11 protein-coding genes are annotated in these 16,225 nt (G+C 70.2%); 7 read left to right on the top strand and 4 right to left on the bottom strand.

The genetic code is table 11. The annotated features are described in order from the left end of the window. The first annotated feature begins 82 nt into the window (after positions 1-82). The gene (locus tag OG357_RS34600) at positions 83-2,761 is read left to right on the top strand and encodes an AMP-binding protein (protein WP_329624865.1); all 2,679 of its coding nucleotides are present in this window, start codon (positions 83-85) and stop codon (positions 2,759-2,761) included. 571 nt (positions 2,762-3,332) lie between these two features. Continuing rightward, positions 3,333-4,583, top strand: a complete 1,251-nt coding sequence (locus OG357_RS34595) for an MFS transporter (protein ID WP_329625786.1) — start codon at positions 3,333-3,335, stop codon at positions 4,581-4,583. A 104-nt stretch (positions 4,584-4,687) separates the two neighbouring features. On the opposite strand, the gene OG357_RS34590 is transcribed toward OG357_RS34595, so the two are convergent. Together OG357_RS34590 and OG357_RS34585 are read right to left on the bottom strand one after the other, a co-directional pair. Beyond that, complete coding sequence (locus OG357_RS34590) at positions 4,688-5,812, bottom strand: agmatine deiminase family protein (protein ID WP_329624864.1); 1,125 nt, start codon at positions 5,810-5,812, stop codon at positions 4,688-4,690. A gap of 54 nt (positions 5,813-5,866) precedes the next feature. Then, positions 5,867-7,321 (bottom strand): purine-cytosine permease family protein, encoded by a 1,455-nt coding sequence (locus tag OG357_RS34585; RefSeq protein ID WP_329624863.1) that lies wholly within the window; start codon positions 7,319-7,321, stop codon positions 5,867-5,869. A 367-nt stretch (positions 7,322-7,688) separates the two neighbouring features. On the opposite strand from OG357_RS34585, the gene OG357_RS34580 reads away from it, so the two are divergent. From OG357_RS34580 to OG357_RS34565, 4 genes are all read left to right on the top strand, one after another. After that, entirely contained in the window at positions 7,689-8,435 is a 747-nt protein-coding gene (locus OG357_RS34580; protein WP_329624862.1) for a TetR/AcrR family transcriptional regulator, read from the top strand. Positions 8,436-8,801: 366 nt separating this feature from the next. Then, positions 8,802-9,641, top strand: a complete 840-nt coding sequence (gene ureA, locus OG357_RS34575; protein WP_329624861.1) for an urease subunit gamma — start codon at positions 8,802-8,804, stop codon at positions 9,639-9,641. Beyond that, complete coding sequence (locus OG357_RS34570) at positions 9,641-11,353, top strand: urease subunit alpha (protein ID WP_329624860.1); 1,713 nt, start codon at positions 9,641-9,643, stop codon at positions 11,351-11,353. Before ureA ends, OG357_RS34570 begins: the two co-directional genes overlap by 1 nt. Before the next feature lie 46 nt (positions 11,354-11,399). Continuing rightward, on the top strand, positions 11,400-12,443 hold the full coding sequence (locus tag OG357_RS34565; RefSeq protein WP_329624859.1) for an agmatine deiminase family protein: 1,044 nt from the start codon (positions 11,400-11,402) through the stop codon (positions 12,441-12,443). Positions 12,444-12,601: 158 nt separating this feature from the next. Here OG357_RS34565 and OG357_RS34560 read toward each other — a convergent pair whose 3' ends face one another. Next, positions 12,602-12,844, bottom strand: coding sequence for a hypothetical protein (locus OG357_RS34560; RefSeq protein ID WP_329624858.1), 243 nt, complete (start codon positions 12,842-12,844; stop codon positions 12,602-12,604). Next, positions 12,810-14,312 carry a pyridoxal phosphate-dependent decarboxylase family protein gene (locus OG357_RS34555; RefSeq protein WP_329624857.1) on the bottom strand — a complete coding sequence of 501 codons (1,503 nt, stop codon included), beginning with the start codon at positions 14,310-14,312 and terminating at the stop codon, positions 12,810-12,812. Before OG357_RS34555 ends, OG357_RS34560 begins: the two co-directional genes overlap by 35 nt. 492 nt (positions 14,313-14,804) lie before the next feature. Here OG357_RS34555 and OG357_RS34550 point away from each other — a divergent pair, with 492 nt between their 5' ends. Continuing rightward, positions 14,805-16,172, top strand: a complete 1,368-nt coding sequence (locus OG357_RS34550) for an MFS transporter (RefSeq protein ID WP_329624856.1) — start codon at positions 14,805-14,807, stop codon at positions 16,170-16,172. The last annotated feature ends 53 nt before the right edge of the window (positions 16,173-16,225 follow it).

The following is a 16,225-nucleotide window of genomic DNA, read 5'->3' as shown; positions in this document are numbered from 1 at the left end:
TGATAACGACCTGGCCGCGAATGGACACACGGTCCCCCCTCCCCCTCTTCTCGATTAGGAAAGCCTTACCTACGATGCGGCCGTGACCCTGCTCCCTGCCCCGCCCGTCGGTGGCCACGTCCTCCCTCTCGCCCGCGACCTCGCGCTCCACGGCGACCGCACCGCCCTCATGACGGCCGACGGCATGGTCTCCTACCGTGACCTGGCCGGACGGGTCGAAGACATGGCACGGCGGCTCGGACCGGAACGCCGACTGATCCTGCTGCCCGGCGCCAACACGGTCGACGCACTCGTCGTCCACCTGGCCGCGCTCTCGGCCGGTCACCCGGTGCTGCTCGTCCCCGGCGACCACCCCGAGGCGGTGGAGTCCTTGATCTCCGCCTACGAACCCGATGTCGTGGTCCACCCGGCAGACGGCGACAGGTCGCGCATCGAGGAGCGCAGGGCCGTCTCCGCCCACATCTTCCACCCCGACCTCGCGCTGTTGCTCAGCACCTCCGGCTCCACCGGCTCCCCCAAGCTCGTCCGCCTCTCGTACGAGAACCTCCAGGCCAACGCCGAGTCGATCGCCACGTATCTCGGCATCCGCGACACCGACCGGGCCGCCACGACCCTGCCCATGCACTACTGCTACGGCCTGTCCGTGATCCACAGCCATCTCCTGCGCGGCGCCGGGCTCGTCCTCACCGGCCTCTCGGTGGCCGACACCTGCTTCTGGGACCTCTTCCGCACCGCCGGAGGCACGGCCCTCGCCGGCGTCCCGTACACCTTCGACCTGCTCGACCGGGTCGGCTTCGCCGACATGGACCTGCCCCACCTGCGATACGTCACCCAGGCAGGCGGCCGCCTCGCTCCCGAACGGGTCAGGCACTACGCCGAACTGGGCGCACGACGCGGCTGGGACCTCTTCGTCATGTACGGCCAGACAGAGGCGACCGCCCGCATGGCCTACCTGCCGCCGTCGCTGGCCATCGAACACCCCGGTGCCATCGGCGTTCCGGTCCCCGGCGGCTCCTTCCACCTGGAGCCGGTCGAGGAGACTCCCGGTAACAACGGGACGGGCGAACTCGTCTACACCGGACCGAACGTCATGCTGGGGTACGCCCAATCCCCCGAGGACCTCGCCCGCGGTCGCACGGTCGACGTCCTGCGCACCGGTGACCTCGCCCGCCGCACCGACGACGGCCTGTACGAGATAGTCGGCCGACGCAGCCGCTTCGTGAAGATCCTCGGCCTGCGCATCGACCCCCGGCAGATCGAAGCCATGCTGGAACGACACGGCCTCGCCGCGCTCTGCACGGGCGACGACGAAGGACTCGCCATCGCCGTCGCCCGCATACCCGGGTGGGACGAGCGACGAGTCCGAAGACGCGTGGTGGACGAGTGCGGCCTGCCCGCTCGCACGGTCCACGTCCACGTGCTGTCCGATCTCCCCCGGCTGCCCACGGGCAAGCCCGACTACCAGGCCGTCCGCACCCTGAACCGCCCGGCCGAACAGCCCCTGTACGGCGCCGGCCGCACCGATACGGACGACCTGTGCGCGCTCTACGCACGGCTCCTCGACCGCCCGGACGTGACACCGGACAGCTCTTTCGTCTCGCTCGGCGGAGACTCACTGTCATACGTCGAGATGTCCATCCGCCTCGAACAGCGCCTGGGCAATCTCCCTCACAGCTGGCACACCACACCGATACGCGAGCTACGACAGGGCACCATCGGGCAGGGCAAGCCACGGCACCGCCGGACCGTGGAGACCAGCGTCGCCCTGCGCGCCGTCGCCATCATGTGCGTCGTCGGCTCACACATCGGGATCTTCGCGCTCCGGGGCGGGGCACATCTGCTACTGGCGGTCGCCGGGTTCAACTTCGCCCGCTTCCTGCTCTCCTCGCCCGAACGCCGGGAGCGGACACACCGTACGGCCCGCAGCATCGCGCGGATCGCCGTGCCCACCATGGCGTGGACCGCCTTCGCGCTCCTGATCAGCGACGACTACGACCTGTCCAACGTCCTGCTCGTGCACAACGCGCTGTGGCCCGAAGCTGGAGGACGCGGGATACACCTCTGGTTCGTCGAGGCCCTCGTCTACATCCTGCTGGTCATGACGGCCCTGCTGTCCATCCCCCTCGTCCACCGATGGGAACGACGCTTCCCATACGGGCTGCCCGTCACTCTCGTCGGCATCGGCCTGCTCACCCGCTACGAGCTCGTGGGCCTGCCGGACCGTGCCCACATCACCGACGCGGTCACCGTCTTCTGGCTGTTCGCGCTCGGTTGGGCGGCGGCCCGGGCCGGCACCGTGCCACAACGACTCCTCGTCACGATGGCCGCGCTGGCCAGCGTCCCCGGCTTCTTCCCCGGTGAGCCGCGTCGGGAGCTGTTCGTCATGGTGGGCTTCTGCCTGTTGGTGTGGTGCCCCGCCCTGCCGAGCAGCGGCCGGATCAATCAGCTCGCCGGCCTGCTGGCCGGCAGCTCGCTCGCGATCTACCTGACGCACTGGCAGATCTACCCGCTCTTCGACGGACTGTCGAAGCACCTGGCGTTCGTGATCTCCTTGATCTTCGGTGTGGTGTACGCCGCAGGCGTGGCTTGGCTCATCCAGAGGATCTCGGCGCTGCGCGGCTCCGACGGAATTCCGCACATCCGCCGACTCGGCATTACTCGCAAACGACTTGGGCGTGAAGTCGACCTCCACGACCCCCTTGAAGGCTCGTTGGAGGATCACCGCAAGGGCACCCAAGGTCGGAAGGCTGGGCTTACCTAATGTCGATCTCCTCGACGGCTCACGCGGACGCCGCCGTCGCAACCTCCTGGTCGACGGCCTCGGCCGCACCCAGGGCCCCGAGGTCCTCCAGGCCATGCTCGACCAGGCCGGCGCCCTGCGCACCGCCGAGGCCAAGGGCGAGACGCCCACCACGCTCGACTGGGCCCCTGAGTCCCCCGAAGGCCTCGAAGAAGAGCACACAATCGGATGACCTATCCGCTTACGGTTGCTGGGTCGCGGATCAGACGCTGCCGGACGGCATGAAGCCGCTCCGATCCGAGCGCGCCGGACGACCAGGGCGCCCATCGGTCAATGTCCCCACCGGACACCTGGGGAATTGCGTGACCGTCCACAAGGTGCTGCCGCCTCGCGTCTGAGGCAGCTGGACAGCCAGGTGCAAGGGACCATCGGTGGGAAGGTGGTCAGTCGCCGTCAGGGCTCGTCGTGAGCCGACCGGCGCTCGTGCCGAAGTCGGGCATGCCGAGGTGGACGGTGGTGTGCCGGGCGGCGAGGTCGTGCATGGCGGCGAGCTTGTGTTCGGCGGCGGCGAGGCTGGCCTCGATCGCGGCGACTGCCGCAGCTGGTCCAGGCGCCCGAACACCTCGCCGGCTACGGCTTCAGCGCGAGCGTGACCCAGTCCGGTATCTACATGCTGCCGATGACGGCCGGCATGTTCGTCCTCGGCGTGCTGGCAGGCCCTCTGGCCGCCCGCTTCGGCTCCAAGCGCGTACTGATCACCGGCAGCCTGATCACCATCGCCCCGTTCGCGATGCTGGTCGCCGGCCACGACCAGGCCTGGCAGATCTACACCGCATCTGCCCTGATCGGCCTCGGCCTCGCCTTCTCCGCCATGTCCGCCATCGTCGTCGAGGCCGTCCCACCGGCCCAGACCGGGGCCGCCAGCGGCATGAACGCCAACATCCGTACCATCGGCGGCGCCATCGGCAGCGCGATGGCGGCCAGTATCCTGTCCACCGGGGTCACGGCCGCCCACCCGTTCCCCCAGGACTCCGGTTACACCGACACTTTCTGGTTCCTGACCGGCAGCGCCGTGCTCGCCGCCGCCGCGGCCTTCGCCATCCCGGCGGTCAAGCGCGGCCGGAGTGACCAGAGCGTGGGATCGCCATGGCCAGCCGGTGACCGAGCGCAAGGACCCGACCCTCGCATGACCACACCCCACCGGCCCGCAACGAACCAGCCCAGGACCATGCGCCGCGACGCGGCACAGAACCGGGAGCGGCTGCTGCGGGCCGCGTGGGAGGTCTTCGCCGAACTCGGCCCCGACGCGGGCGTCGAGGTGATCGCTGCCCGCGCCGGCGTCGGCATGGGCACCCTCTACCGCCGCTTCCCCACCAAGGAAGACCTGCTCGCCGCACTCAGCGACGAGATCCTCGACTCGATCCTCGCCGTGGTCCGCCGCGCCGCCGCAGAGCCGCCCGCCGCCCGCGGCCTGGAACGGGCCCTGTGGGACACCGGCACGGTGCTGGCCGCCCACCACGGCTGGCTCACCCGCCTGTGGGCGGCCATCCCGCCCGAGGCCGACGAACGCCGCGCCGAACTCCTCTCCCTCCTCGACGGACTCCTCATCCGCGCCCAGGACGCCGGCGAGGTCCGCGAAGAGATCACCCTCAGCGATGTGTACGCCAGCCTTCTCGCGCTGCGCGTCCTGATCGACGACACCGAAGGCCGCACCCCCGACGTCTGGCGCCGCCACCTCGCCATCGTCCTCGCCGGCTTCCGCCCGGCCACCGAACCCCTGGCCCACCCCGCGACCGACGACACCTTGATCCGCGCCAACACGCCCAAGCGCCTTGCGGAGTGACGCAGCACCCCACCGGGTGGCCTCGACGCGTCGCGAAGCTGAAGCCCCCCACCCGACCAGCATGCGCCGCCGGCGCTGATCGGGTGGGGGCGTCGAGGCTTCTGTCAGCCGATGCGCGGGATCTGCTGGGTGACGCAGTGCAGTTGGCCGCCGTTCCAGGCGAGGGTGCGGGCCGATACGCCCACCACCTCGCGGTCGGGGTACAGACTGCCGATAAGGCTCAGCGCCGTGCTGTCCTCGGGCACCCCGGCGAGCGGGACGATCACTCCGCCGTTGACGGGGTAGTGGTTGGTGTAGCTGAAGATGACGACGTCCCGGCCCGACTCGAACCATCGGGGCTGGGCATGGATCTCGGTGAGTTCGAATCTGCGGCCCCGGGCGTCCGTGCTTGCCTGGAGCACCGCCTTGTTGGCTGCCATGCGTTGCTCGTTCGGGCTGCCGGTGCCGGGCTGGGTGAGGATCAGCAGTTTGGCCGGTCCGACGTACGAGGCGCACAGGTCGACGTGTCCGTCAGTGTCGTAGTCCCCGTCGAGGCCGTAGGGGAGCCAGATCACCTTCTGTCCTCCGTACGTGTCGAGCAGGGCGCTCTCGATCTGGGCCTTGCTCATGGTGGGGTTGCGGTTGGGGTTGAGCAGGCATTCCTCGGTGACGATGAGGGTGCCCTGCCCGTCCTGGATGACCGAGCCGCCTTCCAGAACCATGTCGATCGGCTTGCGGGGGACTCCCAGGTAGTCGCAGGCACCCGTGGGCAGGTTGTCGTCGTTGCCGTAGGCGTACTTGTTGCCCCACCCGTTGAAGACGAAGTCGAGCCCGATCATCGCGGTGCGTGAGGTGTTGACGGTGAAGACCGGGCCGTTGTCCCGGGTCCAGCAGTCCCAGACGTCGTACTCGGTGACCTCGACGGTCGGCCCGCACTGTGCTCGGGCGTCGGCGGCCGTACCGGGGTGGGCGACCATGATGACGCGTTCGAACCTGGCGACAGCCCTGGCGAGTCCGGCTATCTCGGCCTGGGCCTCGAGCATGTGCCCGCTCCAACCGGCGCCGCCGGTCTCGTGCGGCCAGGCCATGAGGGTGCCGGCGTGCGGTTCGAACTCGCCGGGTACCGCGTAGCGTTGCGCGGCGGGCGCCGTGTCGGTCGCGGCGGCCGCGCGGCCGCCGAGCGCGACGGCCGATGCGGCCATCAGGGCGGCGGCGCCGAAGCCACGCCTGGACATCGATGGTGTGGGCATCTGATCGATCCTCTTCCGAAGTGTGGACATGACGCGGCGCGTGCTCCGTGGCCCTTACAAGTCGGCTCGCGCGGTGGCGAGTTGAGTCGCGTACAGCCGCTTGAACAACACCGCGTACAGACCCGCGCCGATGACGGGACCGACCAGTGCGGACAGGTCCGCTCCCCCGAGTGCGACGGCGAGGGGTCCCTGGAAGTCCGTGGAGTTGATGAACAACAGCGCGGTGGTGGTGCCGAGGATCTGCGCGGTGATGCCGGCCACGTTGACGCCCCCGTGGTACCAGTAGGCACTGGTGGGGGTCTCGTTGTGCAGTCCGGGGCCTCTGTAGCGGTTGCGGCGCAGGATGAGGTCCGTGACGCTGATGGCCAGGCCGGGGCCGAGGATGGCGACGGTGATCTCGAGGATCTGGCCGAGGGCGTCGATGAAGTCGGTGACGAACAGGGCGTACGCGGCGATGGCGACGCTGGCGACGCCGTCGAGCAGGACGGCGGCCCACTGCTTGATCGGCAGGCCGACGGCCTGCAGGGCCAGGCCGGAGCTGTACATGGTGAGGATGTTGCCGGCGATCGAGCCGATGACGATGGCCATCAGGAAGAGCGGGTAGAACCAGCCCGGCACGATCTCGCTCAGGGAGACCTGGGGGTCGGTCATGTCGACGGCGGTGCCGGCGAGGACGCCGACCGAGCCGAGCAGGACCGAGGGGATGAAGCCGCCGAGTGCCGTCCATCCGGCCACCGCGCGAGGTGAGGAGTCGGCGGGCAGGTAGCGGGAGTAGTCGGATCCGGTGCCCCAGGACAGCGGGCTGGAGGCGATGATGGTGAAGCCGAGCAGCGCCATCGCGAGCAGGTCGTCGCCCTGCGGGGCATCGACGGGCTGCTTTCCGGGCTCGGCGTCGGCGACGACGAATCCGGCGAGCACGGTCAGGGTGATGGTCAGCATCCAGGTGAATGCCGGGCTCAGGCGCAGGATGAGGGCGTGACCGAAGACGCTGACGACGATGGTGAGGATCGCCAGGACCAGGACGACGGCCCAGCGGGTCGCGGTGGTGACGGTGACGCCTAGCTGGTCGAGAAGCGCGAAGCTGGCGAGTGCGCCCATGGCGAGGTTGATGGCCCCGTACGCCACGCACACCGACCAGTTCGTGAGCACCGTCGATACGCGGTTTCCGCGGATGCCGAAGATGGCGCGGGTCTGAACGCTGGAGGGGGTGCCGGCGACCGGGCCGCTGACGGCGAGGATGCCGTTGAACACCCAGAACAGGTTGCCCAGGACGACGACGAGCAGTGCTTGCCAAGTGTTGAGCCCGAGGAGGACCAGGGTGCCGCCCAGGACGACGGACAGGTAGTTCACGTTGGCTGCGGCCCAGACGAAGAGCAGGTCGCGGGGGCGGCCGTGGCGCTCGCCGTCGGGGATGTGGTCGATGCCGCGGGTCTCGATGTGCACCGCGTCGGGAGAGGTAGGGGGCGGCGCCTGGTCGGTCGCGGTTCTGGTGGGTTCAGCGGGGGTCACGGGGTTCTCCGGTTCATACGGGTCGAACGGGCCGAGAAGCGTCGCGGTCCAGGTGGGCATTGCGGTGCTGGTGGTGCGGTCGGGCCGCACCCCGGGGGCCGGCGTGGATGTGGATGCGGGAGCTGGAGGGCGGTCGCTGCCGCGGTGTGATGCCCGTGGCCGCCGCGACGGCCTCGATCAACTCGAAATCGCCCGTGGACATCTCCACGTCACCCGCGCCCCGTACACGCCGTCGGGGTGAGCGTCGCGCCTCGGCGATTCATGAGTGTTGCCCTCCTTGCGCTTCCTGATGTTAAAGTCAGCGACAGGTGGCTGACTTTAAGGTCAGCTAGAGACCGAGGACAAGAGCTGTGACAGGATCGATGCCGTGACCGAGCAGGAGATCAGGACCGACGGCGTGGCAGCGGATGCCGTCGGCAGCGCGCGGGAGAGCATCCTGCAGGCCGCCGTCGAGCTGATCGCGAGGGACGGCTTCGACGGCGTCCGCATCGCCGACATCGCCGCCCGCGCCGGTGTTTCCAGTGCGCTGGTGCACTACCACTTCACCGGCCGCGACCGGCTGCTGACCGGCGCGCTCTCGCACTCCCTCACCCGAGCCGAAGCCCGCCTCCCTGGCCGCACCCGACACGCCGACCGCGACACCCCGCCGCAGCGGCTGGCCGACCTCATCGACTTCGGACTCCCACTCACCCACGACGACGTCCTCGAATGCCGCCTGTGGGCCGAACTGGAGATCCGCTCCTCCGGATCACCCGAACTCGCCGCCACGCTCACCGAGTTCCGCGCACGCATGCTGCGCCCGCTCACCGCGGTGGTCGAAGACGGGCTGCGCTCGGGAGACTTCCGCGACTGCGACCCCGCCGACGTGGCCACCGTTGCCCTCGCACTGCTCGACGGCCTCACCACCCGGCTGATCACCGAGACGTCCACGTCCACGCTCGGCCTGGCCGACGCCCGCCGCCTCGCCGCCGGCCAGATCACCCTCGCCGTCCACTACGACGACGACCTGCCCTTCCTTCCCCTGCCCGACCCCGGCACCCCATCCGTCGACCTGACGCCCCAACGCGCCACCCCCCGCCGCCGCCGGGCCCCACGCGCCCCGGCCCGCCCCTGAACGACGCCGGACACCCGGCGTTCGCCCCGCTCCTGAAGGGCGCCGAACCCGGCGCCCGCCCCGGCCCGAGCGCCGACGGCATCGGTTCGATCCGCGAAGAGACCGGCCGCACCGGGGCGCCGGCAGGCGTACCCTGCCGAACCCGCCCTCGGCCGCGTAGCCGACGAGGCATGCGCCGGAGTCCATCCGGCGCCCTGTGATCGCCGGCGGCCTCGACCGCGGTGACGTGCCGGGACGCGCGATGTCGCCGCCGGGAAGACCCGACCCCACGAACACGCGGCGTACTTCCTTCTACCCAAACGGTGTTGACGTTTTTTCGGAACGCCGTTCGCTCTTGCCCTGACCGGCGCACCAATCGGAGGTTCCATGCGACTCACCCCGACGGAGCGCGACCGGCTGCTGATCTTCACGGCGGCCGAGCTCGCGCGTGCCCGCCGCGCCCGCGGCCTGCGGCTCAACGTCCCCGAAGCCCACGCGCTGATCGCCGACACCGTCTGCGAGGCGGCCCGCGACGGCAAGCGTCTCGTCGAGGCCATCGACCTCGCACGCAGCGTGCTCGGCCCCGACGACGTGCTGCCCGGGGTCGTCGACATCGTCGGCGACATCCAGGTCGAGGCGGTCTTCGACGACGCCACCCGGCTCGCCGTGGTCACCGACCCGTTCCGGTCCGCCGAAGGTGCGGGTGCGCCGCCCGCCCCGATCGACCGCGGCTGCCACGCCGGCGGTTCGCGTACCGGCGGCTTCGCCGCACCACAGCCCGACGAGGCCGGATTCGGCTCGCTGGGTGACGAGGCTCCCGGTGCGGTGCTGTTCGGGGACGCCCCGAACGATCCGTTCGCCGACGCCGACGTGGTGACCGTCGACGTGCGCAACACCGCGGAGGTGCCGGTCAGCGTCACGTCGCACTTCCACTTCTTCGAAGCCAACCCCCGGCTGCTGTTCGACCGTTCGGCCGCCTACGGGCGTCGCGCCGCGATCCCGGCCGGCGCCACGGTGCGCTTCGACGCGGGCGCGACGGTCTCGGTCGGCCTGGTCCCGATCGGCGGGACGCGCATCGCGATCGGTTTCGCCGGACTGGTCGACGGGCCGTTGGACGCGCCCGGCGCGAAGAGCGAGGCACTGCGCCGCGCGCACGCCTGCGGCTACCTCGACACCGGCACCGACGTGACGGCAGAGCCCCGGATCTACAAGGAAGGTGCGGTCTGATGACTGCCGCGACCGGGGGATTCCTCGATCCCCGCGACTACGCCTCGACGTACGGCCCGCGCGCCGGCGACCGGATCCGGCTCGGCGACTCCGGGCTGATCATCGAGATCGAGTCGGACGCGCAACAGCACGGCGAGGAGTTCCTGGCCGGGTTCGGCAAGACCGCACGCGACGGGCTGCACTTGAAGGCGGAGACCGTCCGCGAGACGTGCGACGTCGTGATCAGCAACGTCGTCGTCATCGACGCCGTGCAGGGCATCCGCAAGGTGTCCATCGGCATCCGCGAAGGCCGCATCGCCTCGATCGGCCGGGCCGGAAACCCCGACACGCTCGACGGCGTGGACGTGGTGGTCGGCACCGGCACGACGATCGTCTCCGGCGAGGGCCTGATCGCCACCGCGGGCGCCATCGACACGCATGTCCACCTGATGAGCCCGCGGATCATGGAGGCGTCGCTCGCCGCGGGCGTGACGACGATCGTCGGGCAGGAGTTCGGGCCTGTGTGGGGTGTCGGCGTCAACTCGCCGTGGGCACTGCGGCACGCCTTCTCGGCGTTCGACGCGTGGCCGGTCAACATCGCCTTCCTGGCCCGCGGTTCGTCCTCCGGCCGCGGTCCGCTCGACGAGGCGCTCGTCGAGGGCGGCGCGTCCGGCTTCAAGGTCCACGAGGACATGGGCGCACACGCGAGGGCGCTGGACACCGCGCTACGGGTCGCCGAGGACCACGACGTGCAAGTCGCCCTGCACACCGACGGGTTGAACGAGTGCCTGTCGGTAGAGGACACCCTCGCGGTGCTCGAAGGCCGCACCATCCACGCGTACCACATCGAGGGCTGCGGTGGCGGGCACGTACCCAACGTCATGCGCATGGCCGGGGTCGCGAACGTCATCGGCTCGTCGACGAACCCGACGCTGCCGTTCGGACGCGACGCGCTCGCCGAGCACTTCGGCATGATCGTGTCCGCGCACGACCTCAAGCCGGACCTGCCCGGCGACGCCGCGATGGCGCGTGACCGCATCCGGGCCGGGACGATGGGTGCAGAGGATGTACTGCACGACCTCGGCGTCATCCCCATCACGTCGTCCGACGCCCAGGGCATGGGCCGCGCGGGCGAGACCGTCCGCCGTACGTTCGCCATGGCAGGCAAGATGAAGGCCGAACTCGGGCCCCTGGCGGGCGACCCCGCCGACGGACGGCACGACAACGCCCGGGTACTGCGCTACATCGCCAAGCTCACCATCAACCCGGCGATCGCGCACGGACTCTCGCACGAGGTCGGGTCGATCGAGCCCGGCAAGATGGCCGACCTCGTGCTGTGGCGGCCGGACCACTTCGGAGCCAAGCCGGAGCTCGTACTCAAGGCCGGGTTCCCCGCGTACGGCGTCGTCGGCGACCCCAACGCCTCCACCGACACATGTGAACCCCTGCTACTCGGACCGCAGTTCGGCGCACACGGCGGAGCCCCGGCGGAACTGTCGGTCGCGTTCACCAGCCAGGCAGCCGCCGAGACCGGCGGCGACCTGATGCCCACCAAGCGGCGCCGCGTCGGAGTGCGCGGCACGCGCGGGATCGGGCCCGCGGCGATGCACTTCAACAACCGCACCGCCGAGGTCCGGGTCGCCGCCGACACCGGGATGGTCACCCTCGACGGCGACCCGGTCATGTCGGAGCCGGCCGACTCGGTCTCCCTCAACCGCCTGTACTTCCTCTGACCCACGACCCCCGCCCTCCCCGAGCACCGGACAAGGAACTCCCGACATGACGAACACCCCGGCCGCAGAAGGCTTCTCGATGCCCGCCGAGTGGGTCGAGCACGAACGGACCTGGATGGCGTGGCCCACGTCCAACGCGACGTTCGAGGGCGCCAACCACGACCTGCACCACGCCCGCGTCGCCTGGGGCAAGGTCGCCGAGACCATAGCCCACTACGAACCGGTCACCATGGTCGTCAACGTCGGCGAGGCCGACACCATCGCGCCATACGTCGACACGCCGCTCACCGTCGTCGAACGCCCGCTCGACGATGCCTGGATCCGCGACAGCGGCCCGACCTTCCTCACCGACGGCGCGGGCAACCTGGCCGCCGCGGACTGGATCTTCAACGGCTGGGGCGCCCAGGACTGGGCCACCTGGGAGCGTGACCAGCACACCGCCGAGCAGGTCATCGAACTGTCCGGCGCCAAGCGCTACGCGTCGCGCATGGTCAACGAGGGCGGCGGCATCCACGTCGACGGCGAGGGCACTGTCATGATCACCGAGACCGTGCAGCTCGACAAGGGACGCAACCCCGGCTGGACCAAGGATGACGTAGAGGCCGAACTGCGCGCGTACCTCGGAATCGAGAAGGTCATCTGGCTGCCACGTGGCCTCACCCGCGATTACGACGTCAACGGGACCCGCGGACACGTCGACATCATCGCCTCCTTCGCCCGCCCCGGCGTGGTCCTGTGCCACACCCAGCCCGACCCGGCGCACCCGGACCACGAGGTCGGCAAGGAGAACCTCAAGCTGCTGCGCTCCGCCACCGACGCGCGGGGGCGCGCTCTCGAGGTCGTCGAGATCCCGGCGCCGACCGTGCTGGAGGACGACGGCCACGGCTGGGTCGACTACAGCTACATCAACCACTACGTCGCCAACGGCGCGGTCGTGCTGTGCGGCTTCGACGACCCTCGCGACGAGGAGAACGCCGCGACCTTCGCGAAGCTCTACCCCGGGCGCGAAATCGAACTCGTCGACGCCCGCGAGATCTTCGCGAACGGCGGCGGCATCCACTGCATCACGCAGCAGCAGCCCCGCGTGTAGGCGTTGCGGCCCTGATCAGGGCCTTCTCGTTGTGACTGTGCGCGGGAGCCAGATGTGGATGGCGTAGTTCGGGAGCGGCTTGCATGATCATCTCCCACTCGTCTCCCATCCTCTCCCACGAATAGCGGGCGGCTGCGGCGGGCGTGACCTGATGAGGTTCACTCAGGTGCCCGTCGCGGTCGCTCGACGAGGTGGTGCTCGACGAGCAGCCACATGATGTCCCTGGAATCGATCAACCACGTCAGCCGTTCACGGCGGTAGCGCTGCTTCACGGCGATCGGCACCGCGCGAACGTTGAGGGCGGCCAGGTACGACTCGACCCACTCGACCTGACTCGACGAGCTCGGCACCCGCGGGTCGCGTCGCTCAATGCTGCCGGTCGGCAGCGGCCAGGACCTCACGGAGAAGGGTATCCACGTCGTCGGTGGTGGTGAGGTGGTTGCAGACGCAGGCGCGCAGGACCGTTTGCCCGTCGTGGCTGACGGTGGCCAGATAGGCGTGGCCACGGGCCTGGACGCGCGCGGCCACCGCCGTGTGCAGGTCCTCTTGCCCCTGTCGGCCCGCTTGTGGGCGGGCGGCCAGGCGGAAGCAGACCACCGGCAGCGGGCCGCTGGTGCACAGCTCCAGCAGGGGGTGCTCCTGGACACGATGGCGCAGGTAGCGGGCGAGGTCCTGGTGGTGCTGGAGGAGAGCGGCCACGCCGGAGCGGCCGAGGTGGCGCAGGGTGGCCCAGAGGGTGAGGGCGCGGGTGCCGGGGCGGGTGAGCTCGATGGTGTAGTCGGACATCCAGGGCCAGTCCTGGTCTCCCTCGAGATAGGACGCGCGGAAGGTGAACGCGTCACGTAGCCGGGAGGGGTCGGTCACCAGCGCAGCGCCGCAGCCGACGGGCACGGACAGGGCCTTGTGCGGGTCGACGGTGAGGGAATCGAGTCCGGCGACGCCTCGGTAGGAGGGGGCCAGGTCGGGGACCAGAGAGCCGAGTCCGCCCCAGGCACCGTCGCCGTGGTGCCACAGACCCGCCCTGCGGCAGACCCGCGTGATCGCTTCGATCGGGTCGATGGCTCCGGTCGCGGTGGAGCCGAGATTGGAGACGACGCAGAAGGGCAGCAGGCCGGCCGTACGGTCGGTGTCGACCATCGCCCGCAGGGCATCGACATCCATGGATCGGTCCGCAGTGGTGGGCACGGCGCGAAGCCGCCAGGGCGGCAGACCGATCACGGCTGCGGCCTTCGCGACCGACATGTGGGCTTGGTCGCTGTGGTACGCGACGAGACGCGCGTGAGCCTGGTCGTAGGCGGGGCCGTCGGTGGCGCCGTGCTGTCGCAGGAACCAGGTCCGGGCGGCGCCCAGGCAGAGCAGGTTGGCCATCGAGCCGCCGCTGGTCAGCACTCCGCCCGCGGTCGGCGCCAGGCCGGCCAGTGAGGCCAGGTCGCGCAGCACTCCGCGTTCGAGGTCCATCAGGGCGTGCTCGCCCATGCCGCAGGTCGCATTGACCGCGGTGGCCAGCAGTTCGGCGATCACCCCGGCCGGGGACGGCGGCGAGTTGATCCAGGCGAAGAAGGCGGGATGGCCGTTGCCGGTCGGGTACGGGGCAATGGCTCGGTCGACGAACTCCAGCAGGGAACCGAGTTCCTGCCCGTCCTGCGGCAACGACCCGGTGGCCATGGCCTGGCGGTGCCCCGGGGGCATCGGCCGGGTCACCGGACGCTGCCGGATCCCGTCGAGATAGCTGGCAACCCACTCGGCGGCAGCTGCCAGTTCGTCCCGGAAGACCTTCGGGTGCACGGCCAACGGACCGGCGCCGCCACCGCTCTCCGGCCGGGCCGAGGCCCAGTGGGCCGTGCAGTCGGTCTCTGACGGTGTGGGCATGGGCTGGCTGCGCCTTCGCTCGAGGTGTCGGCCGGACGGCGTGATCCAAAACGAGGGCAGTTCGTGAAGGTAACGCCCTGGCTGTTCCCGGGCCGTTGCCCGCACAGGGCACGCCCTGCGACGGCTCCGCGCGCACACCTGAGTCCGGATCGGAACCCGGTCTGTCGCAGATGTCGGAGTTCAACGCTGCGTAGTCAGCACCAAGTCAGCACGGGAGGGGCGGGAAGGGGTGCTGACATGGGATTTCAGTCAGCACCAAACCAGCACGGGAGTCAGCACCGCACCACCAGAACGTGCCCGATCGGTGCAACCCGGACAGCCCCTCCCCCGGCCGCACGAAGGCCTTCGGCAGCGCCACGACAGCAGGCCATGGAGGCCGGGGGCACACGGCACACCCGAACTATGGTGTCCCACCACATACGCCCCTGACCTGCGCCTTCCTACGGTATGGCGACACCGAATCGTCCCCGCACTTGCCTGGAAGTGGTGCACATGGCCGCCGCAACACCCTCCCCGACCCCGCCCGGTTCCCTGAAGAGAATCGTCGCCGCGAGTCTCATCGGCACCACCATCGAGTGGTACGACTTCTTCCTGTACGGGTCCGCCGCGGCGCTCGTGTTCAACAAGTTGTTCTTCCCCGAGTCCGATCCGCTGGTCGGGACCCTGCTGTCCTTCCTGACGTACGCCGTCGGGTTCGCCGCCCGGCCGCTCGGGGCGCTGGTGTTCGGGCACTACGGGGACCGGCTCGGGCGGAAGAAGCTGCTCGTGCTGAGCCTGCTTCTGATGGGTGGGGCGACGTTCGCCATCGGGCTTCTGCCGACCCACGCGACCGTCGGCTCCGCTGCTCCGGTGCTGCTGACCGTCCTGCGCCTCGTGCAGGGGTTCGCGCTCGGTGGTGAGTGGGGCGGGGCCGTGCTCCTCGTGTCCGAGCACGGGGACGCGAAGCGGCGCGGGTTCTGGGCCTCGTGGCCGCAGACCGGTGCGCCGGCCGGGCAGTTGCTCGCGACCGGTGTGCTGTCCGCGCTCACCGCGCTGCTCTCGGACGCCGCCTTCGTCTCCTGGGGCTGGCGCATTCCCTTCCTGCTCTCCGGCGTCCTCGTGATCGTCGGCCTCTGGATCCGGCTCTCCGTCGACGAGTCGCCCGTCTTCAAGGCCGCCCTCGCCGCCGCCGAGGAGCGCAAGGCGGTCGGCGGGCAGGTCGAGAAGATGCCGCTGGTCGCGGTCCTGCGCCACCACTGGCGGGACGTGCTCATCGCCATGGGCGCCCGCATGGCCGAGAACATCTCGTACTACGTCATCACCGCGTTCATCCTCGTCTACGCGACCACCCAGGTCGGTCTGAGCAAGCAGACCGCCCTGAACGCCGTCCTCATCGGCTCCGCCGTCCACTTCGCGGTGATCCCGCTCTGGGGCGCGCTCTCCGACCGGCTCGGCCGCCGCCCCGTGTACCTGATCGGCGCGATCGGTGTCGGTGCCTGGATGTTCCCGTTCTTCACGCTCATCGACCGGGGCACCTTCGGCTCCCTGCTGCTCGCCGTGACCGTCGGCCTGGTCCTCCACGGGGCGATGTACGCGCCGCAGGCCGCCTTCTTCTCCGAGATGTTCGCGACCCGGATGCGCTACTCCGGCGCCTCCATCGGCGCCCAGTTCTCCTCCGTGGCCGCCGGCGCCCCGGCGCCGCTCATCGCGACCGCGCTGCTCGCCGACTACGGCAACTCGACCCCGATCGCCCTGTACGTGATCGCCGCCGCGCTGCTCACCGTCGTCGCCATCGCCTGTGCCAAGGAGACCCGCGACCGCGACCTCGGCGAGATCGAGGAGCGGACCCCCCGGGAGTCCCGCGTCGGTGCCGACGTCTGACGGGTATCGGATATCGAAGAGCCTCGTGCCCCGCTGCTCGCCGGCGGGGCACG

It is taken from the genome of Streptomyces sp. NBC_01255, assembly GCF_036226445.1.
Taxonomy (GTDB): Bacteria; Actinomycetota; Actinomycetes; order Streptomycetales; family Streptomycetaceae; genus Streptomyces.
The sequence above is the reverse complement of the archived record's forward strand: the minus strand, read 5'-3'. Positions and strand labels throughout refer to the sequence as shown.

Bases quoted from the DNA above. Each gene is read 5' to 3' on its own strand.
- OG357_RS34590 (WP_329624864.1), bottom strand. From the start codon at position 5,812: ATGCCCACACCATCGATGTCCAGGCGTGGCTTCGGCGCCGCCGCCCTG.
- ureA (WP_329624861.1), top strand. From the start codon at position 8,802: ATGCGACTCACCCCGACGGAGCGCGACCGGCTGCTGATCTTCACGGCG.
- OG357_RS34570 (WP_329624860.1), top strand. From the start codon at position 9,641: ATGACTGCCGCGACCGGGGGATTCCTCGATCCCCGCGACTACGCCTCG.
- OG357_RS34565 (WP_329624859.1), top strand. From the start codon at position 11,400: ATGACGAACACCCCGGCCGCAGAAGGCTTCTCGATGCCCGCCGAGTGG.
- OG357_RS34555 (WP_329624857.1), bottom strand. From the start codon at position 14,312: ATGCCCACACCGTCAGAGACCGACTGCACGGCCCACTGGGCCTCGGCC.
- OG357_RS34550 (WP_329624856.1), top strand. From the start codon at position 14,805: ATGGCCGCCGCAACACCCTCCCCGACCCCGCCCGGTTCCCTGAAGAGA.